General features: G+C 68.0%; 23 protein-coding genes. 10 read left to right on the top strand and 13 right to left on the bottom strand.

Annotation, left to right across the window (positions count from 1 at the left end):
• From J7024_RS30615 to J7024_RS30555, 13 genes are all read right to left on the bottom strand, one after another.
• Positions 1–888 (bottom strand): ABC transporter permease (locus tag J7024_RS30615; protein WP_327796273.1); only part of this gene is annotated, 888 nt, incomplete at its 3' end.
• A complete protein-coding gene (locus J7024_RS30610) occupies positions 885–1,502 on the bottom strand; it encodes a DUF4126 domain-containing protein (RefSeq protein ID WP_096507648.1) in 618 nt (205 codons plus the stop codon). The genes J7024_RS30615 and J7024_RS30610, both read right to left, overlap by 4 nt.
• Before the next feature lie 222 nt (positions 1,503–1,724).
• Positions 1,725–2,045, bottom strand: coding sequence for a quaternary ammonium compound efflux SMR transporter SugE (sugE, locus tag J7024_RS30605; protein ID WP_098551031.1), 321 nt, complete (start codon positions 2,043–2,045; stop codon positions 1,725–1,727).
• Between the two features lie 201 nt (positions 2,046–2,246).
• Entirely contained in the window at positions 2,247–2,531 is a 285-nt protein-coding gene (locus J7024_RS30600) for a putative hemolysin (RefSeq protein WP_124827593.1), read from the bottom strand.
• Between the two features lie 140 nt (positions 2,532–2,671).
• Positions 2,672–3,370, bottom strand: coding sequence for a two-component system response regulator KdpE (kdpE, locus tag J7024_RS30595; protein WP_124827594.1), 699 nt, complete (start codon positions 3,368–3,370; stop codon positions 2,672–2,674).
• Positions 3,363–6,212 carry a sensor histidine kinase gene (locus tag J7024_RS30590; RefSeq protein ID WP_124827595.1) on the bottom strand — a complete coding sequence of 950 codons (2,850 nt, stop codon included), beginning with the start codon at positions 6,210–6,212 and terminating at the stop codon, positions 3,363–3,365. Before J7024_RS30590 ends, kdpE begins: the two co-directional genes overlap by 8 nt.
• Positions 6,213–6,354: 142 nt before the next feature.
• Positions 6,355–6,936 carry a potassium-transporting ATPase subunit KdpC gene (gene kdpC / locus J7024_RS30585; RefSeq protein ID WP_124827596.1) on the bottom strand — a complete coding sequence of 194 codons (582 nt, stop codon included), beginning with the start codon at positions 6,934–6,936 and terminating at the stop codon, positions 6,355–6,357.
• Between the two features lie 27 nt (positions 6,937–6,963).
• A complete protein-coding gene (kdpB, locus tag J7024_RS30580; protein WP_124827597.1) occupies positions 6,964–9,075 on the bottom strand; it encodes a potassium-transporting ATPase subunit KdpB in 2,112 nt (703 codons plus the stop codon).
• 56 nt (positions 9,076–9,131) lie between these two features.
• Positions 9,132–10,937 carry a potassium-transporting ATPase subunit KdpA gene (kdpA, locus tag J7024_RS30575; RefSeq protein ID WP_124827598.1) on the bottom strand — a complete coding sequence of 602 codons (1,806 nt, stop codon included), beginning with the start codon at positions 10,935–10,937 and terminating at the stop codon, positions 9,132–9,134.
• A complete protein-coding gene (gene kdpF, locus J7024_RS30570; RefSeq protein ID WP_006752209.1) occupies positions 10,934–11,026 on the bottom strand; it encodes a K(+)-transporting ATPase subunit F in 93 nt (30 codons plus the stop codon). Before kdpF ends, kdpA begins: the two co-directional genes overlap by 4 nt.
• Before the next feature lie 335 nt (positions 11,027–11,361).
• Complete coding sequence (locus J7024_RS30565; RefSeq protein ID WP_175761471.1) at positions 11,362–12,336, bottom strand: quinone oxidoreductase family protein; 975 nt, start codon at positions 12,334–12,336, stop codon at positions 11,362–11,364.
• 426 nt (positions 12,337–12,762) lie between these two features.
• On the bottom strand, positions 12,763–13,155 hold the full coding sequence (locus J7024_RS30560) for a methylglyoxal synthase (RefSeq protein WP_124827600.1): 393 nt from the start codon (positions 13,153–13,155) through the stop codon (positions 12,763–12,765).
• Between the two features lie 55 nt (positions 13,156–13,210).
• Positions 13,211–13,990 carry an SDR family oxidoreductase gene (locus tag J7024_RS30555; protein WP_124827601.1) on the bottom strand — a complete coding sequence of 260 codons (780 nt, stop codon included), beginning with the start codon at positions 13,988–13,990 and terminating at the stop codon, positions 13,211–13,213.
• Positions 13,991–14,201: 211 nt separating this feature from the next.
• Between J7024_RS30555 and upp the strand changes: the two genes are divergently transcribed.
• The 10 genes from upp to J7024_RS30505 all read left to right on the top strand — a co-directional run bounded on the left by upp (position 14,202) and on the right by J7024_RS30505 (position 22,961).
• Positions 14,202–14,852 (top strand): uracil phosphoribosyltransferase, encoded by a 651-nt coding sequence (gene upp / locus J7024_RS30550; RefSeq protein WP_006481871.1) that lies wholly within the window; start codon positions 14,202–14,204, stop codon positions 14,850–14,852.
• Positions 14,853–15,071: 219 nt separating this feature from the next.
• Entirely contained in the window at positions 15,072–15,800 is a 729-nt protein-coding gene (locus J7024_RS30545; protein WP_044844700.1) for a YebC/PmpR family DNA-binding transcriptional regulator, read from the top strand.
• A 105-nt stretch (positions 15,801–15,905) separates the two neighbouring features.
• Positions 15,906–17,186, top strand: a complete 1,281-nt coding sequence (purD, locus tag J7024_RS30540) for a phosphoribosylamine--glycine ligase (protein ID WP_124827602.1) — start codon at positions 15,906–15,908, stop codon at positions 17,184–17,186.
• A 129-nt stretch (positions 17,187–17,315) separates the two neighbouring features.
• Positions 17,316–18,236: an oxygen-dependent coproporphyrinogen oxidase gene (gene hemF, locus J7024_RS30535; RefSeq protein ID WP_175751212.1), complete on the top strand. Its 921-nt coding sequence runs from the start codon at positions 17,316–17,318 to the stop codon at positions 18,234–18,236.
• Positions 18,233–18,991: a nicotinate-nucleotide adenylyltransferase gene (locus J7024_RS30530; RefSeq protein WP_390679664.1), complete on the top strand. Its 759-nt coding sequence runs from the start codon at positions 18,233–18,235 to the stop codon at positions 18,989–18,991. The genes hemF and J7024_RS30530 overlap by 4 nt, the downstream gene beginning before the upstream one ends.
• 4 nt (positions 18,992–18,995) lie before the next feature.
• A complete protein-coding gene (rsfS, locus tag J7024_RS30525; protein WP_124827605.1) occupies positions 18,996–19,442 on the top strand; it encodes a ribosome silencing factor in 447 nt (148 codons plus the stop codon).
• 17 nt (positions 19,443–19,459) lie between these two features.
• Entirely contained in the window at positions 19,460–19,930 is a 471-nt protein-coding gene (gene rlmH / locus J7024_RS30520; protein WP_044844705.1) for a 23S rRNA (pseudouridine(1915)-N(3))-methyltransferase RlmH, read from the top strand.
• Between the two features lie 51 nt (positions 19,931–19,981).
• Positions 19,982–20,614 (top strand): Maf family protein, encoded by a 633-nt coding sequence (locus J7024_RS30515; protein WP_124827606.1) that lies wholly within the window; start codon positions 19,982–19,984, stop codon positions 20,612–20,614.
• Between the two features lie 8 nt (positions 20,615–20,622).
• Positions 20,623–22,092: a ribonuclease G gene (gene rng / locus J7024_RS30510; protein WP_124827607.1), complete on the top strand. Its 1,470-nt coding sequence runs from the start codon at positions 20,623–20,625 to the stop codon at positions 22,090–22,092.
• 533 nt (positions 22,093–22,625) lie between these two features.
• Complete coding sequence (locus J7024_RS30505; protein ID WP_124827608.1) at positions 22,626–22,961, top strand: YggL family protein; 336 nt, start codon at positions 22,626–22,628, stop codon at positions 22,959–22,961.
• Positions 22,962–23,001: the final 40 nt, after the last annotated feature.

The raw sequence follows: 23,001 nt of genomic DNA, 5'->3' as shown, positions 1-23,001 counted from the left end.
GAAATGGCGCGCGCGATCGAGCGTCTGCCGCACCTGCGGCTGCCCTTCCTGCAGCGATTCGAGTCCGACGCCGCGCAGCTTGCCGCCGTCGACGCGACCGTGCGCATACGCCTCGAAGCGTGCGACGGCCTGCGAATCGCCGGCAACCAGCAGCCGGTACGTGACGCGGCTGCCATAGCCGACGAGCCCGGTCGCGGCGAGTTCGTCCGCGCGCATCATCAGCCGCGGCGAGAAATTGACGAACGAGAAGCCGCGATCGAGCTCGCGGGAAATCGACGCGGCGACCGTGAACGTGCGCAGCCCGACGCGCACGGTGTCGCCTGCTCGCAGATGCAGCGCATCGAGCAGCGCGGGATCGGCCCACACGGTGCCGGGGGCCGGAATCGCGGTCGCCTTGTGCGCGGCGGCGGCACCGGCCGGCACGATCTCGACCGCACCGCGCAGCGGATACCCGGGCGATACGGCCTTCACGGCCGCGAGGCGCGTGGGCGCGGCACCGCTCGCCTGCCCGCCCGCGGCCGCTGCGATCATGCTCGGGAAAATCGCGGTTGTCGCGGTACGCAGGCCGAGTGCGCGCGCGTCGCGGTCGAACGACGGATCGACGGGATGATCGGCGCGCACGACGAAATCGGCACCGAGCATCTGGCGCGCATCGCGCTCGAGCCCCTGACGCAGCCGGTCGGCGAGAAAACCGACGCTCGTCAGCGCCGCGACCGCGAGCACCAGCGCCAGCACGAGCAGCGTCAACTCGCCGGCGCGCCAGTCGCGCGCGGTCATCCGCGCGGCCTGGCGGATCAGGTCGTGCCAGCCGAAGCGGCCGGCGTGGCCGCGCGGCCCGGGTGCGGACGAATCAGCGTGCTGCCGCTCGACGGACGACTGCGCCTTCAATCGCGCTTGCCCCCGATCGAGTTGAGCCGCGACACCATATGGTTCGCCATCCCGCGGAATCCGCCCGACACGCCACGCCACAGACGCGGCAGCGCCCACGCCGACGCGACGATGAACGCGGCGAGCAGCACGAGGAAAGCCAGCGGGACGAAAAACGCGAGCGCAAGGCCGCCGAACACGAGACCGTCCTCGGTCGACGATGCGATCCAGTTCGAGATCGGTTCGGGAGACAGGTTGATCAGTGCGCGCGTGCCGGCCTTCGTGATGTGCGCGGCACCGGCGAGCGAACCGCCGGCCAGCCCGGCGACCGCGAGCACGGTCGGGTCGGCATGGCCGAGTGCACCGGCGGCCAGCACCGCGCCGGCCGGAATGCGGATGAACGTATGCACGGCGTCCCACAGCGAATCGAACGCGGGAATCTTGTCGGCAAGGAATTCGGTAACGGCGAGCACGGCTGCGGCGCCGATGACCCACGGCGACGTGAGGACGGCGAGCGTATCGGGCAGATGAAGCCAGCCGGCCCGCGCGAGCACGCCGGCGATCAGCACCGTCAGGTACAGGCGCAGCCCGCTCGCCCACGCGAGCCCCGCGCCGAGCGAAATGGCTTCGATCATGGCCCTCTCCTTGCACTTTGCGTGCGCTTTTGCCGATTGATCGGATCGGGTCGCATGACCGGCCGCGCGGCGCGTGGCGACCGGCGCCGCCCGCCGGGGACGGCGAAACGGCATTCAGGTCCGAATGCGTTCCATTATAGACAGGCTATCAGGATGGCCGGCGCAATTCCGCAGTGCGTCACGGCCGGGCGACCGGGCGCAAGCGCACCCGGCATGCCGGCCTCAGGCGGCCGACGACAGTTTCAGGCCGATCAGCCCGAGCACGATCAGAGATGCGCTCGCGACACGGGCGACGGTCAGCGCCTCGCCCATCATCACGATGCCGAACACGAACGCGCCGACCGCGCCGATGCCCGTCCACACCGCATACGCCGTGCCGAGCGGCAACTGGCGCATCGCGACCGCGAGCAGCCCGAAGCTGGCCAGCGCCGTCACGATCGTAAACACCGACGGTCCGAGCCGCGTGAAACCCTCGGACGATTTCATGCCGGCCGCCCAGGCCACTTCCAGCAAACCGGCGATAAACAACAATACCCACGCCATCTCGACGTACTCCGTATCGGATGGGGCCGTCCCCGTTGAAGCGAATGACCCGGGGTCGTCCCCGGGCGGCGCCGAGTATAACAAGATGCTTACGGACGCGCCGGATGTTGCCCGCCACGCTCGAACGGGGAATCCGGCCGCGGCATGGCCCGGCGGGCACCGGTCCGCCTGCCGCGAGCGGCGGTTCGGCAGTTCAACCGCTCAGTTCGACACGCGCTTGGCTGCGCCGCCGCCGACGCAGCGGTCGTCGCGATACAGCGCCCATTCGTCGCATACGCGGCCGTCCTTGAACACGCACATCCCGACCTGCCCGCGGGGCAGGTTGCGGATCACGTGGCGGCCGCCGAGTTTCTCGCAGTTGACCGACGCCGGACTGGCGAGCGCGGACTGCGGCGACGAAGGCTGCTGACCGGGAGGAAGCGGCTGCGCGAACGCGCCGGGCGCAGCGAGCGCCAGCGCACAGATGACGACCAGACGGACGGACATTGCACGCTCCTCGATTTCGTTCTCGGAACGGTCAGCATAGCGGGGAATCCGCAACCAGTGTGCGCGGCCGGCTCGCGCGCCGGCAATGTCGCGCCGATGCAACTTTCACATTGAGCGCGCTTGCTTTCCGGCCGCGAACGTCACGCGGCGCCGACGAGCCGATAGCCGACGCCCGTCTCGGTCACGATGTGCTCGGGCTGCGCGGGATCGCGTTCGAGCTTCTGGCGCAGATGCGCCATGTAGATGCGCAGATAGTGATGGCTTTCGACGTGCGACGGTCCCCATACGTCGCGCAGCAACTGGCGGTGCGTGAGCACGCGCCCCGCGTGCCGCACGAGCGTCGCGAGCAGCCGGTATTCGAGCGGCGTCAGGTGCACGATCTCGCCGTCGCGCCAGACCTGGCGCAGCGCGAGATCGACGGTCACGCTGCCGAAGTTCACCTTCGGCGACTCGCTCGCACCGCCCTGGTTGCGCCGGCGCAGTTGCGCGCGCATCCGTGCACGCAACTCGGACACGCCGAACGGTTTGGTCAGGTAGTCGTCGGCGCCGGCGTCGAGCGCGGCAACCTTCTCCTCTTCCTGCGTTCGCGCGGACAGCACGATCACCGGCACCTCGGACCAGCCGCGCAACTCGCGGATCACGTCGAGGCCGTCGGTGTCGGGCAGGCCGAGGTCGACGATCACCAGATCGGGCTTGCGCGTCGCCGCGTCGATCAGCCCCTGCTTGCCCGTCTCCGCCTCGAATACGGCGATGTCCTCCTCTTCGAGCGCGGCGCGCACGAAGCGGCGGATCTGTTTTTCGTCCTCGATCAGGACGACGGTCAGGCTCGGTTCACTCATGGTCTGGCAATGGCTCGGATGGGGACGATGCGCCGGGCGCGTCGATATCGTCATCGGGTACGGCAGGCACGGCCGGCGGCGTATCGACCGGCAGCGTGAACCAGAAGCGCGCCCCCGTCACGCGGCCGTCGGGCCCGGTACGGTTGAGCGCGCCGATTCTACCGCCGTGGGCCTCGACGATCGCGCGGCAGATCGCGAGGCCGAGCCCGATGCCCGGCGTCGCCGATTCCTTCTCGCCGCGCGTGAACTTGTCGAAGATCCGCGTCTCCATCCCGGCCGGCAGGCCCGGGCCGTGATCGTCGACGTGCACGCGCACGAACGGTTGCCCGTCGTCGGTCACGCACTCCGCGCCGATGTCGAGCGGCGCGCCGGACGGCGTGTACTTCGCCGCGTTCTCGAACAGGTTCGTGAACAGCCGCTCCATCAGCACCGCGTCCATCCGCAACAGCGGCAGGTCGGCCGGCAACGATACACGTGCGGGATGGTGCGCAAGCACGCGCTTGCATGCGGCCAGCGCCGCGCCGACGGTTTCCTCGAGCAGCGACCACTGGCGCTTGAGCTGCAGGCTGCCGGCCTGCAGCCGCGCCATGTCTAGCAGGTTCGTGACGATGCCGGTCATTCGCAGCGCTTCGTCGTGGATCGCATCGACGAGCTCGCCTTCGCGCTGCGCGCTGCGCTCGGCCGTCGCGTCGTCGGTCTGCGTGCGCGGCGCGGCCGCGCGTGCGTTCGCGAGCATCGACGAGAAGCCGACGATCGTCGTGAGCGGCGTGCGCAGGTCGTGCGAGATCGCCGACAGCAGCGAGTTGCGCAGCCGCTCGGACTCCATGCTGACGAGCGCATCGCGCGCGATCTCGACGTAGTGCACGCGCTCCAGCGCGAGCGCGATCTGCGCGGCGAACGCGTCGAGCATCCGCTGCTGCTCGGGCACCTCGAGTTCGCGCGGCTCGCGCGACGCCACCGCGAGCACGCCGCGCGTGCGCATCGGCGCCTTCAGCGGCAGGTACAGCGCGGCGGCCGCGGGCAGCGTGTCGGTGCCGCGGCCGGCCGGCTTCTGCTGGTCGTACACCCACTGGCCGACGTCGCAGTCGAGTTCCGTGCCCGTCAGCGTGACGGCCGCGTCGGGATCCTCGAGCTTCTGCCGTACCTGGTCCGCGCTGTCGGGCAGCAGGAACGCGACGCGCGCGCGAAACACCTCGCCGACGTGGCGGCTGCCGATCTCGACGATCTGCTCGATCGTCAGCGCGGCGCCCAGTTCGCGCGCCATCGCATAGATCGCGCCGGTGCGGCGTTCGCGGCGCTGCGCGATGCTCGCCTGGCGCGTGAGCGTCGACGTCAGGTGGCTGATCACGAGCGACGTCAGCAGCATTCCGAAGAAGGTCAGCAGGTATTGCGTATCGCTGACCGAGAACGACATGCGCGGCGGCACGAAGAAGAAGTCGAACGCGGCGACCGACAGGAACGATTGCAGCACGCCCGGGCCGCGCCCGAGCCGCACGGCCGAGAACACGACGCCGAGCAGGTACAGCATCACGAGGTTCGTGAGGTCGAGCCGCTCCGCCACGACACTCGCTATGACCGTGATCGCCGCGCAGATCGCGGCCGCGTACGCGTAGTGCCGGGGCGGCGAACGGTGCGTGCCGAACTGCGCGAACGCATTGCGCCAGTCGCGCACGCGCGGGTCGATCGGCGCTGAGCGCGCGTCGTCGCCCGCCGACGCGCGGATCAGCATCAGGTCGACGTCGCCCGCGCGTTCGGCCAGCTTCTCGCCGAACGGCCGCGCGAAACGGCGCGCGAGCCCGACCTTCGGCGAGCCGCCCGCGACGACCTTCGACACGTTGCGCACCTTCGCATAGCCGATCAGCGCGGCGACCGCATCGTCGCCGGCAAGCGTGGCAGTCTCCGCACCGAGCTCGGCCGCGAGCTTCAGCGCGTCGAGCGTGCGTTGCCGCTGCGCGTCGGGCAGCCGCTGCAGCCGCGGCGTCTCGACATACACGGCGATCCAGTCAGCCTTCACGCTCGCGGCGAGCCGTGCGGCCGCGCGCACGAGCGTCGGCGCCTCGGGCCCTGGCCCGACGCACACCAGCAGCCGCTCGCGCGCCTGCCAGATGCGCTGGATCGAGCGATCCGCGCGGTACTCGCGCATCTGCGCGTCGACACGATCGGCCGTGCGCCGCAACGCCAGTTCGCGCAGTGCGATTAGGTTGCCCTTGCGGAAAAAGTTGCGCACCGCGCGTTCGGCCTGCTGCGCGAGATAGACCTTGCCGTCGCGCATCCGCTCGAGCAGTTCCTCGGCCGGCAGGTCGACCAGCGTAACCTCGTCGGCCGCGTCGAACACGCGGTCGGGCACGGTCTCCCACACGCGAATGCCGGTGATCGCGCCGACCACGTCGTTCAGGCTTTCGAGATGCTGGACGTTGACGGTCGTATACACGTCGATGCCCGCGTCGAGCAGTTCGTAAACGTCCTGCCAGCGCTTCAGGTGCCGCGCGCCCTGCACGTTCGAATGCGCGAGTTCGTCGACGAGGATCAATTGCGGCGCACGCGCGAGCGCGCCATCGAGATCGAACTCGGCGAGCGTGCGGCCGCGATAGTCGATGCGCGCGAGCGGCAGCACGTCCAGCCCGTCGAGCAGCGCGGCGGTTTCGCTGCGGCCGTGGGTTTCGACGATACCGACGACGACGTCGACGCCGTCCTGCAGGCGCTGGCGCGCGGCCTGCAGCATCGCGTAGGTCTTGCCGACGCCTGCGGACGCACCGAAGAAGATCTTGAGCTGGCCGCGCCGCTGCTTTTCTTCGTCTCGCTGCAGCTTGTCGAGGAGTTGGTCTGGATCGGGGCGGTTCATGCGTCGGGAGGGCGGAGCGCCGGGTTACGCGCGAGTACTGGCATTGTTGTTCCAAATCGCCGCAAAGGCAAAGACGGCGCATGCGCCGTCGGTCACGAATCGGACCCGGCGCGCAGCAAGCCGCGCCGGGCTGCCCCTGCATTCAGTGCGCGGCCGGCGCCGCGTCGAGTGCGAGATTCAGCTTCAGCACGTTCACGCGCGGCTCGCCGAGCATGCCGAACTGGCGGCCCGTCGTGTTCGCGGCGACGAGCTGCGCGACCGCGTCCGGCGTCAGGTTGCGCGCCTTCGCGACGCGCTCGACCTGATACGCGGCGGCGGCCGGCGTGATCTCCGGATCGAGACCGCTGGCGGACGCCGTCACGAGATCGACCGGCACCGGCTTCGACAGGTCGGTGCCCGCGTCGCGCAGCGCGGCGATGCGCCCCTTCACCTGGTCGGCGAGCGACGGGTTCAGCGGGCCGAGGTTCGAGCCGCCCGAGCCGGCCGCGTTGTACGGCATCGGCGACGTGGCCGACAGCCGGCCCCAGAAATACTTCGGCGCATCGAACGACTGGCCGATCAGCGCGGAGCCGACCACCTTGCCGTCCTTCTCGATCAGGCTGCCGTTGGCCTGCGACGGAAACACGGCCTGGCCGAACACGGTCATCACGGCGGGGTAAGCGAGCCCCGTCACGGCGGTCAGCACGACAAAGATCACGACGAGCGGGCGAATCAACGTTTTCATGATGGGTCTTCCTTCAAATGCGGCGCATCAGGCCCAGCCGAGCGCCGCGAGCGTCATGTCGATCAGCTTGATGAACGGGAACGGCAACAGCACGCCACCCAGGCCGTACACCAGCAGGTTGCGGCGCAACAGCGAAGCGGCGCCGAGCGGCCGGTACGTGACGCCCTTCAGCGCGAGCGGGATCAGTGCGACGATGATCAGCGCGTTGAAGATCACCGCCGACAGGATCGCCGACGCCGGCGACGTGAGGTGCATGATGTCGAGCACGCGCAACTGCGGGTATGTCGTCACGAACGCGGCCGGGATGATCGCGAAGTACTTCGCGATGTCGTTCGCGATCGAGAAGGTCGTCAGCGAGCCGCGCGTCATCAGCATCTGCTTGCCGATCTCGACGATCTCGATCAGCTTGGTCGGATTCGAGTCGAGGTCGACCATGTTGCCGGCTTCCTTCGCCGCCTGCGTGCCGGTATTCATCGCGACCGCCACGTCGGCCTGCGCGAGCGCCGGCGCGTCGTTGGTGCCGTCGCCCGTCATCGCGACGAGCCGGCCGGCCGCCTGGTGCTCGCGGATCGTCGCGAGCTTGGTTTCCGGCGTCGCTTCCGCGAGGAAATCGTCGACGCCCGCTTCCGCCGCGATCGCCGCGGCCGTCAGCCGGTTGTCGCCCGTCACCATCACGGTCTTGATGCCCATCTTGCGCAGCTCCGCGAAGCGCTCTTTGATGCCGCCCTTCACGATGTCCTTCAGCTCGATCACGCCGAGCACGCGTGCCGCGCCGTCATGCAGGTCGGCCACGACGAGCGGCGTGCTGCCGCGCCGCGCGACCTCGTCGACCGCGCGACGCACCTCTTCCGGGAAGCGGCTGCCGTGCGTCTCGACATAGCGGCGGATCGCATCGGCCGCGCCCTTGCGGATCTCGCGCTCCGGCGCCCCGGAGGAAGTCCCCTTGGGGGACAGATCGACGCCGCTCATCCGCGTCTGCGCGGAAAAGCCGAGGAACGTCGCGTGCAGTTGCGCCATGTCGCGCTGGCGAATATTGAAACGTTCCTTGGCCAGCACCACGATGCTGCGGCCTTCCGGTGTTTCGTCGGCGAGCGACGACAGTTGCGCGGCATCGGCCAGCGCTTCCTCGGTCACGCCCGGCGCGGGCACGAACGCCGACGCCTGGCGGTTGCCGAGCGTGATCGTGCCGGTCTTGTCGAGCAGCAGCACGTCGACGTCGCCCGCCGCTTCCACCGCGCGGCCCGACGTCGCGATCACGTTCGCCTGCATCATCCGGCTCATCCCCGCCACGCCGATCGCCGACAGCAGACCGCCGATCGTCGTCGGGATCAGGCATACGAGCAGCGCGACGAGCGCCGTGATCGTCACCACGTGGCCGGCCTTCATCGCCTCGACCGAGAACATCGAGAACGGCAGCAGCGTGGCGGTCGCGAGCAGCATCACGATCGTCAGCGCGACCAGCAGGATCGTCAGCGCGATTTCGTTCGGCGTCTTCTTGCGCTTCGCGCCTTCGACCATCGCGATCATCCGGTCGAGGAACGCCTCGCCGGGGTTGGCGGTGACTTTCACGACGATCCAGTCGGACAGCACGCGCGTGCCGCCCGTCACCGACGAGAAGTCGCCGCCCGATTCGCGGATCACCGGCGCGGATTCGCCCGTGATTGCCGACTCGTCGACCGATGCGACACCGTCGACGACTTCGCCGTCGGCCGGGATCACGTCGCCGGCCTCGACCAGCACGACATCCCCCTTGCGCAGGTCGGACGCGGTCATGATGCGGATCGGCGACTTCGGATGCGGCTCGTTGAGCTTCTTCGCCATCACGTCCTTCTTCGCGCTGCGCAGCGATGCGGCCTGCGCCTTCGAGCGTCCTTCCGCGAGCGCTTCGGCGAAGTTCGCGAACAGCACCGTGAACCACAGCCACAGCGCGATGGCGAGGATGAAACCCGCGGGCGCCTCGGCCTGGCCAACGAGTGCCGCAATCCACAGGATCGTGGTGAGGATGCTGCCCACGTACACGCAGAACATCACGGGGTTGCGGAACTGCGTGCGCGGCGTGAGTTTCTTGAACGAATCCACGATCGCCGGACGCAGCAGCGCCGGATCGAACATGGACCGTGTTGCGGAATGTTGAGTCATTGCGATCTCTTCAATCTCTTCAGTCTTTTTCAAGGTGTCGCCATGCGGGCGCGCGTTCACGCGCCCAGCCACATCATCAGATGCTCGACGCCGGGGCCGAGCGCCAGCGCCGGCACGTAGGTCAGCGCGCCCACCAGCATCACGGTGCCGAGCAGCAGCACGACGAACAGCGGACCGTGCGTCGGCAGCGTGCCGCTCGTCGCGGCGATGCGCTTTTTCGCGGCGAGCGAGCCGGCGATCGCCAGCACCGGCACGATCGTGCCGAAACGACCGAACCACATCGCGATCGCGGTCATCGAGTTGTAGAACGGCGTGCCGACCGTCAGGCCCGCGAACGCGCTGCCGTTGTTGTTCGCGGCCGAGCTGAACGCGTACAGGATTTCCGAGAAGCCGTGCGGGCCCGGGTTCGCGATGCCGGCACGGCCCGCATCGGCGAGCACCGCGATCGACGTGCCGACCAGCACGAGCAACGGCGTGAGCAGGACGACGATGGACACCATCTTCATCTCGTACGACTCGATCTTCTTGCCGACGTATTCGGGCGTGCGGCCGATCATCAGGCCCGCGACGAACACCGCGAGCAGTGCGAACACGAGCATCCCGTAAAGGCCGGAGCCGACGCCGCCGAAGATCACCTCGCCAAGCTGCATCAGCAGCATCGGCACGAGGCCGCCGAGCGGGGTCAGCGAATCGTGCATCGTGTCGACCGCGCCGCACGACGCGGCCGTGGTCGCGACCGTGAAGATGCCGGTCTGCGCGATCCCGAAGCGCGTTTCCTTGCCTTCCATGTTGCCGCCCGGCTGCAGCGCGCTCGCCGACTGGTCGACGTGCAGCGCGGCGAACGTCGGGTTGCCGGCCTGCTCGGCGCTCACCTCGACGCCGATCGCGACCGCGAACGCGACCGTCATCGCCGCGAGCACCGCGACGCCCTGCCGGCGGTCGCCGATCATTCGGCCGAACACCAGGCACAGCGAGGCCGGGATGATCAGGATCGCGAAGATCTGGATGAAGTTCGAGAACGGCGTCGGGTTCTCGTACGGATGCGCGGAGTTCGCGTTGAAAAAGCCGCCGCCGTTGGTGCCGAGCATCTTGATCGCTTCCTGGGATGCCACCGGCCCCATCGCGAGCGTCTGCTTCGTGAGCGGAGTCGGCACCGTCACCGGGTTGCCCTTGTCGTCCTTTACCGGGTTGCCCTGCGCGTCGAGCTTCGGCGCCGCGTAGGTGCTCGACTGCAGCACCGGCACGTCCTGGTACGCCTTCATGTTCTGGATCACGCCCTGGCTCATCAGCAGCGCGGCGATCACCACCGCCATCGGCACGAGCACGTACATTGTCACGCGTGTGAGGTCGACCCAGAAGTTGCCGATCGTCTGCGCGGTGTGGCGCGCGAAGCCACGAATCAGCGCGATCACGACGACGACGCCGGTGGCCGCCGACAGGAAGTTCTGCACGGTCAGGCCGAGCATCTGCGTCAGATAGCTGACCGTCTGTTCGGGCGTGTAGTCCTGCCAGTTCGTGTTGGTGACGAAGCTCACCGCCGTGTTGAACGCGCCGTCGGCCGTCATCGCACCGAATTGCTGCGGATTCCCCGGCAGCAAGCCCTGCAGGCGCAGCAGGCCGTACAGGAACAGCGCGCCGAGCGCGTTGAATGCGATCGTCGCGATCGCGTACTGCTTCCAGTTCATTTCGGTGCCGGCATCGACGCCGGCGATGCGGTACAGCGCGCGCTCGAGCGGCCCGAACACGCGCACCACGCGCGAGCTGCCGTCCATCACGTTCGTCAGGTAGCGCGCGCACGGCACGGCGGCCGCAAGCAGCACGACGATGAACAGCAGCGTCTGCAACAGATTGTTCGCGTTCATTCGATGTCCTCCGCGCGCAACAGCGCAAAGACGAGATACGCGAACAGCAGGGCCGTCGAGGCGCCCGCCAGCCAAAGCATCCAGGTCATGCGCGTCCCCCGCGGCCGTATTGCGCAAGCTTCTCGCAACCGGCAAGCAAACCGAGGATCAGCGCGGTGAAGAGCACCAGTGCGCCGATGAAAACCCCATCCATTTTTGTGTTCTCCGTCGTCGAAATCAGACAACTAGAACCTTATGGGAACGAGTGTAAAGGGCGGGTCAAAGCTGTCGGGGCGGGTGTAAAAAACGCGTAACCGCGTGCGGCGGAAAACGACGCGCCGAACGTGCGGCGGGACTTCGGGCGGGTCGGGAGACAAGACGGGCGGCACGCCGGCGCCCCCCGCAACGGGACGTGCCGGCGTGGCGCCGGCACGAACGGGATGCGTCAGGGAACGAGGATCGTCGAGCCGGTGGTCTTGCGCGCTTCGAGATCGGTATGCGCGCGGCCGACTTCCGCGAGCGGATAGCGCTGGTTGATGCTCGTCTTCACCTTGCCCGACAGGATCACGTCGAACAGCTCGGCGGCCGCGGCTTCGAGATCGGCGCGCTTCGCGATGTACGAGAACAGCGTCGGACGCGTGAAGAACAGCGAGCCGCGCGACGAGAATTCCTTCGAGTCGATCGGCGGCAGCGGACCCGACGCGTTGCCGAAGCTGACGAAGTAGCCGAGCGGCGCGAGGCTGTCGAGCGAACCGACGTAGGTGTCCTTGCCGATCGAATCATAGACGACCGGCACGCCCGCACCGTTCGTGATTTCCTTCACGCACTGCGTGAAGTTCTCGCGCGTGTAGACGATCGGGTGGTCGCAGCCGTGCGTCTTCGCGAGTTCGGCCTTTTCGTCGGAGCCGACGGTACCGATCACGGTCGCGCCGAGCGCCTTCGCCCACTGGCACACGAGCAGCCCGACACCGCCGGCCGCCGCGTGGATCAGGATCGTGTCGCCGACCTTCACCGGGTACGTGCGGCGCAGGAGGTAATGCGCGGTGAGGCCTTGCAGCATCACCGACGCCGCGTCGTCGTAGCCGATGCCGTCCGGCAGCTTCACGACGCGCTCGGCCGGCATCACGCGCTCCTGCGCGTATGCGCCGGGCGGCTGGCCGACATAGGCGACGCGGTCGCCGGTCTTGAACGCGGTCACGCCGTCGCCGACTGCCGTCACCTCGCCCGCCGCCTCCATCCCGAGGCCGCCCGGCAGCGGCTGCGGATACAGGCCCGTGCGGAAATACACGTCGATGTAGTTGAGCCCGACCGCGTGTTGCCGGATGCGGACTTCGCCCGCCTTCGGCGCGCCGACCTCGACATCGACCCACTTCATCACGTCCGGGCCGCCCGGCTGGTCGTATCGAATTGCTTTCGGCATCGTTTGCTCCTCTTCTGTCTGGAATCTGGAAATCCGGTTCGGCGAATGCATCGACATTACCGCTGCGGCGATGCGTGTGAACGCAGGCCGCAGCGGACGATTCTCGCGCGTCGTGCGCGGTCGTGCAGTGCGTCGATGCAATCCCTTTACATCGGTAGGGTTTTCACTGAAAACGGATTGCATGAACCCAGCGTGCGAGGGACGGCGTGGTATGAGACCGATCGCTGCCGTTCGTTCCCCAGCCGGCTGGCGTCAATGATGTTCGGCACACTTTGTCCCGTTTTACGTCATGCCGCGCTCTCCGCGATGGCCGAACCAGCCGATCCGTCATTTCTCGCCGCGCACCCGGCGCAATCCGCCGATCGGATACGGAATCCTTTCCGACAGAATACGGCCGTTAAAGCGAAGCGCTCCAGAACACCGCGCCTAGCAGACGTCCTGCATGTTCCGCGCCAGATCGTCGAGCAGCATCCGCGCGGTCGCCACGTTGGTTGCCACCGGCACGTCGTGCACGTCGCATGCGCGCACCAGTGCGGTGATGTCCGGATCGTGCGGCTGCGCCGTCATCGGGTCGCGCAGGAACACGACGATGTCGACGCGGCCGTCGGCCAGTTCCGCACCGATCTGCAAGTCGCCGCCGAGCGGCCCCGACAGCTTACGCTCGACCTCAAGCCCGTGCGCGGCGGCGATGCGCCCGCCGGTCGTGCCCGTCGCGACCAGCCGGCATTGCGCGAGCGTCGAGCGATACTGGCCTGCGAGTGCGACGATCTCGTCCTTCTTCGCGTCGTGCGCAATCAATGCGATGCGGGGTTTGCTCATCTCCGGTTCCTTCGTGTTTCGATTGATGTCGTGGGGTAAATGGCGGGCGCGCGCGTCAGAACGTGCCCGGATACGCGCCGCCGTCGAGCAGCCAGTTCTGCCCGGTGATGTAGCCGGCATGCACGCTGCAGAGGAACGCGCACGCCGCGCCGAATTCGGCGCGCGTGCCGAGGCGCCCGACCGGGATCTCCTTCGCGCGCCGCGCGCGCATTTCATCCACCGTCACGCCCTGTGCTTTCGCCGACGACGCGAGCGTCGTCGCGATCCGGTCGGTGTCGAACAGCCCCGGCAGCAGGTTGTTGATCGTCACGCCCTGCCCGGCCACCTTGCGCGACAGCCCGGCGACGAAGCCGGTCAGCCCCGAGCGCGCGCCGTTCGACAGCGCGAGCACGTCGATCGGCGCCTTCACGGCCGAACTCGTGATGTTGACGATCCGCCCGAAGCCGCGCGCGGTCATCCCGTCGACGGTCGCGCGGATCAGCTCGATCGGCGTGAGCATGTTCGCCTCGAGCGCGCGGATCCAGTCGTCGTGCGAGAAATCGCGGAAGTCGCCGGGCGGCGGGCCGCCGGCATTCGTCACGAGAATGTCGGGCTGCGGGCACGCGGCGAGCGCGGCCGCCCGCCCTTCCGGCGTCGTGATGTCGCATGCGACCGCGGCAACCGACACGTTCGACTCGGCGCGGATCTCCTCGGCGGTTTCCTCGAGCGTATCGCGCGTGCGCGCGACGATCACGATATTCACGCCCTCGGCGGCCAGCGCCTCCGCACAGCCGCGCCCGAGTCCCTTACTCGCCGCGCACACGAGCGCGGTCTTTCCTTCGATGCCGAGATCCATCGTCGATTCCTTTATGGCGACGCGCGCCGGCGCGGCCCGACCGTGCCGCCGGACGGGCGGCAACGGGCATGCGCGGCGCGCGGATTGTCGTGAGACGTCGATAATATCCGGATCGCGCGGCGCGCCTTGGTAAAATTGCGGCCATAAGCGGCAGGCGGCCCCGCGCCCGTCGCCGCTCCCCGATCCCCTTTTGCCGCCAAGGCACCCCGTCATGAAACAGGACAGCCGTTTCCCGAATCTCTTCATCACCGATCACCCGCTGATCCAGCACAAGCTCACGCACATGCGCGACAAGGACACGTCGACGCGCACGTTCCGCGAGTTGCTGCGCGAGATCACGCTGCTGATGGGCTACGAGATCACCCGCAACCTGCCGATCACGACCAAACGGGTCGAAACCCCGCTAGTGGCGGTCGACGCGCCGGTGATCGCGGGCAAGAAGCTCGCGATCGTGCCCGTGCTGCGCGCCGGCATCGGGATGTCGGACGGCCTGCTCGACCTGGTGCCGTCCGCACGCGTCGGCCACATCGGCGTATACCGCGCCGACGACCACCGCCCGGTCGAATACCTGGTGCGCCTGCCCGATCTCGAGGATCGCATCTTCATCCTGTGCGATCCGATGGTCGCGACCGGCTATTCGGCCGTGCACGCGGTCGACGTGCTCAAGCGCCGCAACGTGCCGGCCGCGAACATCATGTTCGTCGCGCTGGTCGCCGCGCCCGAAGGCGTGCAGGTGTTCCAGGACGCGCACCCGGACGTGAAGCTGTTCGTCGCGTCGCTCGACTCGCACCTGAACGAGCACGCGTACATCGTGCCGGGCCTGGGCGACGCGGGCGACCGCCTGTTCGGCACCAAGAACTGACGCACCGGCACGGCCGGGCCGTACGGGCCCGGCAAGCCGCGACGGCCGCCCGGCCGTTCGGCCATGCGCGGCGGCCCCGAAGCGACGGTCGCCGCGTGATAAAATCCTGTTCCACTCGACACGCGCGGCCCCGCGGCATCACGCCCGCCAACCCGGCCGCCGATTCAACGACACATTGGCACAATCGCCCGCGCAGCGCGCCCGGGCACGGAGAAAGGTATGGCTGGTCATTCGAAATGGGCCAACATCAAGCACAAGAAGGCAGCGGCTGACGCGAAGCGCGGCAAGATCTGGACCCGTCTGATCAAGGAAATCCAGGTCGCGGCCCGCCTCGGCGGCGGCGACGCGAGCTCGAACCCGCGCCTGCGCCTGGCAGTCGACAAGGCAGCCGACGCCAACATGCCGAAGGACAACGTCAAGCGCGCAATCGATCGCGGCGTCGGCGGCGCGGACGGCGCGAACTACGAAGAAATCCGTTACGAAGGCTACGGCATCAGCGGCGCGGCGATCATCGTCGACACGCTGACCGACAACCGCACGCGCACGGTCGCCGAAGTCCGTCACGCGTTCTCGAAGTTCGGCGGCAACATGGGCACCGACGGTTCGGTCGCGTTCATGTTCGATCACGTCGGCCAGTTCCTGTTCGCGCCCGGCACGTCGGAAGACGCGCTGATGGAAGCCGCGCTCGAAGCCGGCGCGGACGACGTCAGCACGAACGACGACGGCTCGATCGAAGTGCTGTGCGACTGGCAGGCCTTCTCGGCAGTGAAGGACGCGCTCGAAGCCGCGGGCTTCAAGGCCGAACTCGCCGAAGTGACGATGAAGCCGCAGAACGAAGTCGAATTCACCGGCGACGATGCGGCGAAGATGCAGAAGCTCCTGGACGCGCTCGAGAACCTCGACGACGTGCAGGAGGTGTATACGAACGCCGTCATCGTCGAGGAATGACATGCGGGCCGCCGTGCGCAGCGTTGCGACGGCGGCCCGACCGAATTCGCGGCCGGCGCGCCTGAGCGTGCCGGCCGCCCTGTTTTCTAGTCTGCGGGGAATCCCATGAAACTACTCGTCGTCGGTTCCGGCGGCCGCGAACATGCGCTGGCGTGGAAGCTCGCGCAGTCGCCGCGCGTCCAGATGGTCTACGTCGCGCCGGGCAATGGCGGCACGGCGCAGGACGAGCGTCTGAAGAACGTCGACATCACGTCGCTCGACGCGCTCGCCGATTTCGCGGAAAGCGAAGGCGTCGCATTCACGCTCGTCGGGCCGGAAGCGCCGCTCGCGGCCGGCATCGTCAACCTGTTCCGCGCGCGCGGCCTGAAGGTGTTCGGCCCGACCCGCGAAGCCGCGCAGCTTGAAAGCTCGAAGGATTTCGCGAAGGCGTTCATGAAGCGCCACGGCATTCCGACCGCCGACTACGAAACCTTCTCCGATGCGGCCGCGGCACACGCGTACATCGACGCGAAGGGCGCGCCGATCGTCGTGAAAGCCGACGGCCTCGCGGCCGGCAAGGGCGTCGTCGTCGCGATGACGCTGGAAGAGGCGCATGCCGCGGTCGACATGATGCTGTCGGGCAACAAGCTCGGCGACGCCGGCGCGCGTGTCGTGATCGAGGAATTCCTCGACGGCGAGGAAGCGAGCTTCATCGTGATGGTCGACGGCAAGCACGCGCTGGCGCTGGCTTCGAGCCAGGACCACAAGCGCCTGCTCGACGAGGACCGCGGCCCGAACACGGGCGGCATGGGCGCCTACTCGCCCGCGCCGATCGTCACGCCGCAGATGCACGCACGCGTGATGCGCGAAATCATCATGCCGACGGTACGCGGGATGGAGAAGGATGGCATCCGCTTCACCGGCTTCCTGTACGCCGGCCTGATGATCGACAAGGAAGGCAATCCGCGCACGCTGGAGTTCAACTGCCGGATGGGCGACCCCGAGACGCAACCGATCATGGCGCGCCTGAAGAGCGATTTCTCGAAGGTCGTCGAACAGGCGATCGCGGGCACGCTCGACACGGTCGAGCTCGACTGGGACCGCCGCACCGCGCTCGGCGTCGTGCTGGCCGCGCACGGCTATCCGGACGCGCCGCGCAAGGGCGACCGCATCAACGGGATCCCGGCCGAGACCGAGCAGGCGGTGACGTTCCATGCGGGCACGACGCTCGCCGACGGCGACAAGCTGGTCACCTCGGGCGGCCGTGTGCTGTGCGTGGTCGGCCTCGCCGATTCGGTGCGCGAAGCGCAGCAGCATGCGTACGACACGATCAACCAGATCAACTTCGAAGGCATGCAGTACCGCCGCGACATCGGCTTCCGCGCACTGAACCGCAAGAGCGCCTGAGGCCCCGGTCGCTGCCCTGACCGCCGCCCTGCCTGCGCAGGCGGCGGCCTGCTCTGCCGGGTTCGATAGAATGCCCGGCGGATGCCTTTTTTACGGCCCCCGCTTCGCGCGGGGGCACCCAGTCCAGACATGACCGATTCGACCTACGACGTGGCACGCGTGCGCACGTACCTCCAGGACCTGCAGACACGCATCGCCGACGCGCTCGGCGCGCTCGACGGCACGCCGCTGGCGACCGATGCGTGGCAGCGCGGGCCCGAAGAGCGCCTGCGCGGCGGCGGCTGCACACGGATTCTCGAAGGCGGACGCGTGTTCGAGCGGGCGGGGATCGGCTTTTCCGACGTCGCGGGCGATGCGCTGCCGCCGTCGGCGAGCGCGGCACGCCCGCAGCTCGCGGGCCGCGGCTTCGAGGCGCTCGGCGTGTCGCTCGTGCTGCACCCGCGCAATCCGTACTGCCCGACCGTGCACATGAACGTGCGGATGCTGATCGCGACGAAGCCGGGCGAAGCGCCGATCTTCTGGTTCGGCGGAGGAATGGATCTGACACCGGTTTATCCGTTCGAGGACGACGCGCGGCATTTCCACCAGACCTGCAAGGACGCGCTCGATCCGTTCGGCGCCGAGCTCTACCCGCGTTTCAAGACGTGGTGCGACGAGTATTTCTTCCTGAAGCACCGCAACGAGACGCGCGGCATCGGCGGGATCTTCTTCGACGATTTCTCCGAGCCCGGTTTCGAACGCTCGTTTGAGATGATGCAAAGCGTCGGCGACGCGTTCCTGAACGCGTACCTGCCGATCGTCGAGCGCCGTGTCGCGCTGCCGTACGGCGAGCGCGAACGCGACTTCCAGACTTACCGGCGCGGCCGCTACGTCGAATTCAACCTGGTATTCGACCGCGGCACGCTGTTCGGCCTGCAAAGCGGCGGCCGGACCGAGTCGATCCTGATGTCGATGCCGCCGGTCGCAAACTGGCGCTACAACTGGCAGCCCGAGCCGGGCTCGCCGGAAGCGCGCCTGACCGACTTCCTCGTGCCGCGCGACTGGGTCTGAGCCCGCCGCGCACCGCCGTCTCAAGAACAGGACACGTTTTTCTGGACACCACCGCCCGCCCCGCCCCGCTGCCGCGCCCGCTGTTACGTCGTATCGGCCTGCTGGGCGGCACGTTCGACCCGATCCACGACGGCCACCTCGCACTCGCGCGCCGTTTCGCCGACGTGCTCGGCCTGACCGAACTCGCGCTGCTGCCCGCCGGGCAGCCGTACCAGAAGCGCGACGTGTCGGCTGCCGAGCATCGGCTCGCGATGACGCGCGCCGCCGCCGGCGCTCTGGCCCTGCCGGGCGTGACGGTCACCGTCGCGACCGACGAGATCGAGCACGAGGGCCCGACCTATACGGTCGAGACGCTCGCGCGCTGGCGCGAGCGCATCGGCCCCGACGCATCGCTGTCGCTGCTGATCGGCGCGGACCAGCTGGTACGCCTCGACACGTGGCGCGACTGGCGCAAGCTGTTCGACTACGCGCACATCTGCGCGTCGACGCGCCCGGGCTTCGAGCTCGACGCGGCGCCGCCCGACGTCACGCAGGAAATCGCGCGGCGGCAGGCCGGTGCCGACGTGCTGCAAGCCACGCCGAGCGGCCATCTGCTGATCGACAGGACGCTGGCGTTCGATATCGCCGCAACCGACATCCGTGCGCACCTGCGCGAATGCATCGCGCGTCATGCGCAAATGCCCGATGCGTCGGCCGAGCATGTGCCGGCCGCCGTCTGGGCCTATATTCTTCAACATCGTCTCTACCATTCCTGATTCCATGGATATCCGCAAACTGCAGCGCGTGATCGTCGACGCTCTCGAAGACATCAAGGCGCAAGACATCAAGGTGTTCAACACCAGCCACCTGACCGAACTGTTCGACCGCGTGATCGTCGCGTCGGGCACGTCGAACCGCCAAACCAAGGCGCTCGCATCGAGCGTGCGCGACAAGGTCAAGGAAGCCGGCGGCGACATCGTCAGCTCCGAGGGCGAAGACACCGGCGAATGGGTGCTGGTCGACTGCGGCGACGCGGTCGTGCACATCCTGCAGCCGGCCCTGCGCCAGTATTACAACCTCGAGGAAATCTGGGGCGACAAGCCGGTGCGGATGAAACTCGGCGGCGGCAAGGGCCCGAACGGCTTCGCGACGGCCAGCGAAGAAGAGGACGACGAGGAAGAAGCGCCCGCACGCCCGGCTCGCAAGACGGCGGCCCGCCGCCGCTGACGCGTCGCGACGTCCCGATGAAACTTTTCATCCTCGCGGTCGGCCACAAGATGCCCGGCTGGATCGCCTCCGGCTTCGACGAATACACGAAGCGGATGCCGCCCGAGCTGCGCATCGAGCTGCGCGAGATCAAGCCCGAATTGCGTTCGGGCGGCCGTAGCGCGGAAAGCGTGATGGCCGCCGAGCGGCAGAAGATCGAGGCCGCGCTGCCGAAGGGCGCGCGCATCGTCGCGCTCGACGAGCGCGGCCGCGACTGGACCACGATGCAGCTCGCACAGGCGCTGCCCGGCTGGCAGCAGGACGGCCGCGACGTCGCGTTCGTGATCGGCGGCGCCGACGGCCTCGATCCGGAACTCAAGGCGCGCGCCGACCTGCTGCTGCGCATCTCGAGCATGACGCTGCCCCACGGAATGGTGCGCGTGCTGCTCGCCGAACAGCTTTACCGGGCGTGGAGCATCACGCAGAATCATCCTTACCACCGCGCATGACGCGTCGTCCTCGTGACGCGCGCCGCGCGCGCTCAACGAGATAACGACACCATGCCGTCCAGCACGCCCTCCCGACTTTTTCCGACCCTTTACCTCGCTTCGCAAAGCCCGCGCCGCCAGGAGCTGCTGCTGCAGATCGGCGTGCGCTTCGAACTGCTGCTGCCGCGCCCCGACGAAGACGCCGAAGCGCTCGAAGCCGAACTGCCCGGCGAAGCCGCCGATGCGTACGTGCAGCGCGTGACCGTCGCGAAGGCGCAAGCCGCGCGTGCGCGTCTCGTCGCGAGCGGCAAGCCCGCCGCGCCCGTGCTGGTGGCGGACACCACCGTGACGATCGACGGCGCGATCCTCGGCAAGCCGGCCGACGCCGACGACGCGCTCGCGATGCTGACCCGGCTCGCCGGTCGCGAACACGAAGTGCTGACCGCCGTCGCCGTGATCGGCGCCGACGGCGAATTGCTGCCGCCCGCGCTGTCGCGCTCGTCGGTGCGCTTCGCCGCCGCGCCGCGCGACGCATTCGAGCGTTACGTCGAAACCCGCGAGCCGTTCGGCAAGGCGGGCGCGTACGCGATCCAGGGGCGCGCGGCCGAATTCATCGAGCGAATCGATGGTTCCCATTCGGGTATCATGGGTCTGCCCCTTTTTGAGACTGCCGCGCTGCTGCGCGCTGCGCGCGTCGCCTTCTGAATCCCACCATGAACGAAGAAATCCTGATCAACCTCACGCCGCAGGAAACGCGCGTCGCACTCGTGCAGCAAGGCGCGGTGCAGGAGCTTCACGTCGAGCGCACGCTGTCGCGCGGACGGGTCGGCAACATCTATCTCGGCAAGGTCGTGCGCGTGCTGCCCGGCATGCAGTCGGCGTTCATCGACATCGGCCTTGAGCGCGCGGCGTTCCTGCACGTCGCCGACATCTGGCATCCGCGCCTCGCGGGCGAGCCGCAGTCGGGCGCACCGCACCAGCCGATCGAGAAGACCGTGTTCGAAGGCCAGACGCTGATGGTCCAGGTGATCAAGGACCCGATCGGCACGAAGGGCGCGCGGCTGTCGACGCAAGTCAGCATCGCGGGCCGCACGCTCGTCTACCTGCCGCAGGAGCCGCACATCGGCATCTCGCAGAAGATCGAGAGCGAGGCCGAGCGCGAGGCCGTGCGTGCGCGCCTGACCGCCGTGATCCCGCCGGACGAGAAAGGCGGCTACATCGTGCGCACGATCGCCGAGGACGCGACCTCCGAAGAACTGGCCGGCGACGTCACCTACCTGCGCAAGACCTGGGCGACGATCGTGGCTCAGGCACAGCGGCTGCCGGCAACGAGCCTGCTGTACCAGGATCTCGACCTCGCGCAACGCGTGCTGCGCGACTTCGCGAACGACGACACGACGCGCATCCAGGTCGACTCGCGCGAGACGTACCAGCGTCTCGCGGAATTCGCCGGCGAGTTCACGCCCGCAGTGAGCCCGAAGCTGCACCACTACACCGGCGAGCGGCCGCTGTTCGACCTGTACAACATCGAGACGGAGATCCAGCGCGCGCTGTCGCGCCGCGTCGACCTGAAGTCGGGCGGCTACCTGATGATCGACCAGACCGAAGCGATGACCACCATCGACGTGAACACCGGCGGCTACGTCGGTGCGCGCAACTTCGACGACACGATCTTCAAGACCAACCTCGAAGCCGCGCATACGATCGCGCGGCAGTTGCGGCTGCGCAACCTCGGCGGGATCATCATCATCGACTTCATCGACATGGAGAACGCCGAGCATCGCGACGCGGTGCTGTCCGAGCTGAAGAAGGCGCTGTCGCGCGATCGTACGCGCGTGACGGTCAACGGCTTCTCGCAACTCGGGCTCGTCGAGATGACGCGCAAGCGCACGCGCGAGTCGCTCGCGCACGTGCTGTGCGAGCCGTGCCCGACGTGCCAGGGCAAGGGCCAGGTGAAGACCTCGCGCACGGTGTGCTACGACATTCTGCGCGAGATCCTGCGCGAGTCGCGTCAGTTCAACCCGCGCGAATTCCGCGTGATCGCCGCGCAGCAGGTGATCGACCTGTTCCTCGACGAGGAATCGCAGCATCTCGCGATGCTGATCGACTTCATCGGCAAGCCGGTGTCGCTGCAGGTCGAGTCGAACCTGAGTCAGGAACAGTACGACATCGTGCTGATGTAACGTTTCGTTCGACTGCAGTTGCGCGAATGCCGTCGCGTACGGCGGGAATTTCGCGCAACCGGCACGCATCGGCGAGCGGCTATTCCCGATGCGCGGCCTGGTCCCGGGCAACGGGTTCGATCGCGTCCGTAGCCCATCGGCCGATGCGCATCGCTTCCCCCGGCATGCGGAGCGTAAGCGGCACGAGTTCCGGACGACGATACTCATGCGAAAACATGCCCGGGAACGTTCGAATCCTGCACGGCGCTCGTCGTCGTTCGAATAGCCGCAGATACTGGCAAAGCCGAAGAGATTCGCCATCCCTGTATCATTCGGTCATGCGTGCAATCAGCCGCCGGGCCAGGCCACACCGCGAAAACCAGATCGACCCCATGTTTGACAATGGTTTCCAGAGCAGTCGCGCAACAGCTCGATATCGCGACGGCGCGACGCTCGCGCGTTCAGCCACACGGCCCGGACCGCGCGGCACGTCGAAATAGTGCCCGCCGCCGCCGCACTCTCCTTTCCCACCTCTCATTCACTCGTCACACACCATGAGCCAACGCCACAACCGCCGCCAGCGCAAGAAACTCCACATCGCCGAATTCCAGGAACTCGCGTTCAACGCGACCGCGCAATACCGCAACGAGCTGTCCGACCTCGAACGCGGCCAGCTGATCGACGCGTTCATCGATTTCGTCGAGGCGAACGGCCTGCTGACCGTCGCGTCCGCCGACGAAGGGATCGGCGCGTACGTGATCTCCGGCGCACCGCGCGGCACGACGACCGACGCCGACCGCGAGAACGTGCGCGCATGGCTGGCCGCACGTCCGGAGCTGACCGACGTCCAGGTCAGCGAATTCAGCGACGCGTGGTATCCGGACGCCTGAGCGCCCAGCCTCTGCGCACCTCGAGCCGTACTCGCGCCGG

This window comes from Burkholderia sp. WTPI3 (assembly GCF_021483755.1).
Lineage (GTDB): Bacteria > Pseudomonadota > Gammaproteobacteria > Burkholderiales > Burkholderiaceae > Burkholderia.
The sequence above is the reverse complement of the archived record's forward strand: the minus strand, read 5'-3'. Positions and strand labels throughout refer to the sequence as shown.

Excerpts from the sequence above, each read along its gene's own strand:
- J7024_RS30610 (WP_096507648.1), bottom strand. The coding sequence starts at position 1,502 with ATGATCGAAGCCATTTCGCTCGGCGCGGGGCTCGCGTGGGCGAGCGGG.
- sugE (WP_098551031.1), bottom strand. The coding sequence starts at position 2,045 with ATGGCGTGGGTATTGTTGTTTATCGCCGGTTTGCTGGAAGTGGCCTGG.
- J7024_RS30600 (WP_124827593.1), bottom strand. The coding sequence starts at position 2,531 with ATGTCCGTCCGTCTGGTCGTCATCTGTGCGCTGGCGCTCGCTGCGCCC.
- kdpE (WP_124827594.1), bottom strand. The coding sequence starts at position 3,370 with ATGAGTGAACCGAGCCTGACCGTCGTCCTGATCGAGGACGAAAAACAG.
- J7024_RS30590 (WP_124827595.1), bottom strand. The coding sequence starts at position 6,212 with ATGAACCGCCCCGATCCAGACCAACTCCTCGACAAGCTGCAGCGAGAC.
- kdpC (WP_124827596.1), bottom strand. The coding sequence starts at position 6,936 with ATGAAAACGTTGATTCGCCCGCTCGTCGTGATCTTTGTCGTGCTGACC.
- kdpB (WP_124827597.1), bottom strand. The coding sequence starts at position 9,075 with ATGACTCAACATTCCGCAACACGGTCCATGTTCGATCCGGCGCTGCTG.
- kdpA (WP_124827598.1), bottom strand. The coding sequence starts at position 10,937 with ATGAACGCGAACAATCTGTTGCAGACGCTGCTGTTCATCGTCGTGCTG.
- kdpF (WP_006752209.1), bottom strand. The coding sequence starts at position 11,026 with ATGACCTGGATGCTTTGGCTGGCGGGCGCCTCGACGGCCCTGCTGTTC.
- J7024_RS30565 (WP_175761471.1), bottom strand. The coding sequence starts at position 12,336 with ATGCCGAAAGCAATTCGATACGACCAGCCGGGCGGCCCGGACGTGATG.
- J7024_RS30560 (WP_124827600.1), bottom strand. The coding sequence starts at position 13,155 with ATGAGCAAACCCCGCATCGCATTGATTGCGCACGACGCGAAGAAGGAC.
- J7024_RS30555 (WP_124827601.1), bottom strand. The coding sequence starts at position 13,990 with ATGGATCTCGGCATCGAAGGAAAGACCGCGCTCGTGTGCGCGGCGAGT.
- upp (WP_006481871.1), top strand. The coding sequence starts at position 14,202 with ATGAAACAGGACAGCCGTTTCCCGAATCTCTTCATCACCGATCACCCG.
- J7024_RS30545 (WP_044844700.1), top strand. The coding sequence starts at position 15,072 with ATGGCTGGTCATTCGAAATGGGCCAACATCAAGCACAAGAAGGCAGCG.
- purD (WP_124827602.1), top strand. The coding sequence starts at position 15,906 with ATGAAACTACTCGTCGTCGGTTCCGGCGGCCGCGAACATGCGCTGGCG.
- hemF (WP_175751212.1), top strand. The coding sequence starts at position 17,316 with ATGACCGATTCGACCTACGACGTGGCACGCGTGCGCACGTACCTCCAG.
- rsfS (WP_124827605.1), top strand. The coding sequence starts at position 18,996 with ATGGATATCCGCAAACTGCAGCGCGTGATCGTCGACGCTCTCGAAGAC.
- rlmH (WP_044844705.1), top strand. The coding sequence starts at position 19,460 with ATGAAACTTTTCATCCTCGCGGTCGGCCACAAGATGCCCGGCTGGATC.
- J7024_RS30515 (WP_124827606.1), top strand. The coding sequence starts at position 19,982 with ATGCCGTCCAGCACGCCCTCCCGACTTTTTCCGACCCTTTACCTCGCT.
- rng (WP_124827607.1), top strand. The coding sequence starts at position 20,623 with ATGAACGAAGAAATCCTGATCAACCTCACGCCGCAGGAAACGCGCGTC.
- J7024_RS30505 (WP_124827608.1), top strand. The coding sequence starts at position 22,626 with ATGAGCCAACGCCACAACCGCCGCCAGCGCAAGAAACTCCACATCGCC.